Below are 385 nucleotides of genomic sequence, written 5' to 3'. Positions count from 1 at the left end.
GGCGAGCGCGCGCGCTGCCGTCGCGAATCGCGCGACGGCAGCCTGTGCAGGAAGAAATCAGGCGTTGCTTGTTTCATGAGATCACCCGTCGCGACTACATGGCGGTGCAAGCACCGAACAGCACCAAGGCGTCTTCACGGTTGACGAGCGTCACGCCGATCGTGCCGTCCACCCTGTCGAGCACGATCGTCCATGCGAAGCTGAATTCAGTTCCCTGGAGAACAATCTGACTCTCATCGGTTTGCATGAAGCGGATCGGTGCCACGCGCTGGGGACCGGTAATGGTCTTTTTCGCAAAGTCGATGCGCATGAATTGCGGTGCGCCCAAGTCCGACGGCAAGGCGCGCAAACAGGTTTCGCCTGGATCGCAGGCGTGCGCATCGAT

At 60.5% G+C, this 385-nt stretch carries 1 protein-coding gene; it reads right to left on the bottom strand.

Translation table 11 applies throughout. The annotated features are described in order from the left end of the window. Positions 1–94: 94 nt before the first annotated feature. Positions 95–385: hypothetical protein (locus tag P0D73_RS46810; RefSeq protein ID WP_408183830.1), on the bottom strand; the 291-nt coding region annotated here is incomplete at its 5' end.

The organism is Paraburkholderia sp. RL18-101-BIB-B (genome assembly GCF_046026985.1).
In the GTDB taxonomy this organism is placed as follows: Bacteria; Pseudomonadota; Gammaproteobacteria; order Burkholderiales; family Burkholderiaceae; genus Paraburkholderia.
This window is presented reverse-complemented; position numbering and strand designations above follow the sequence as displayed.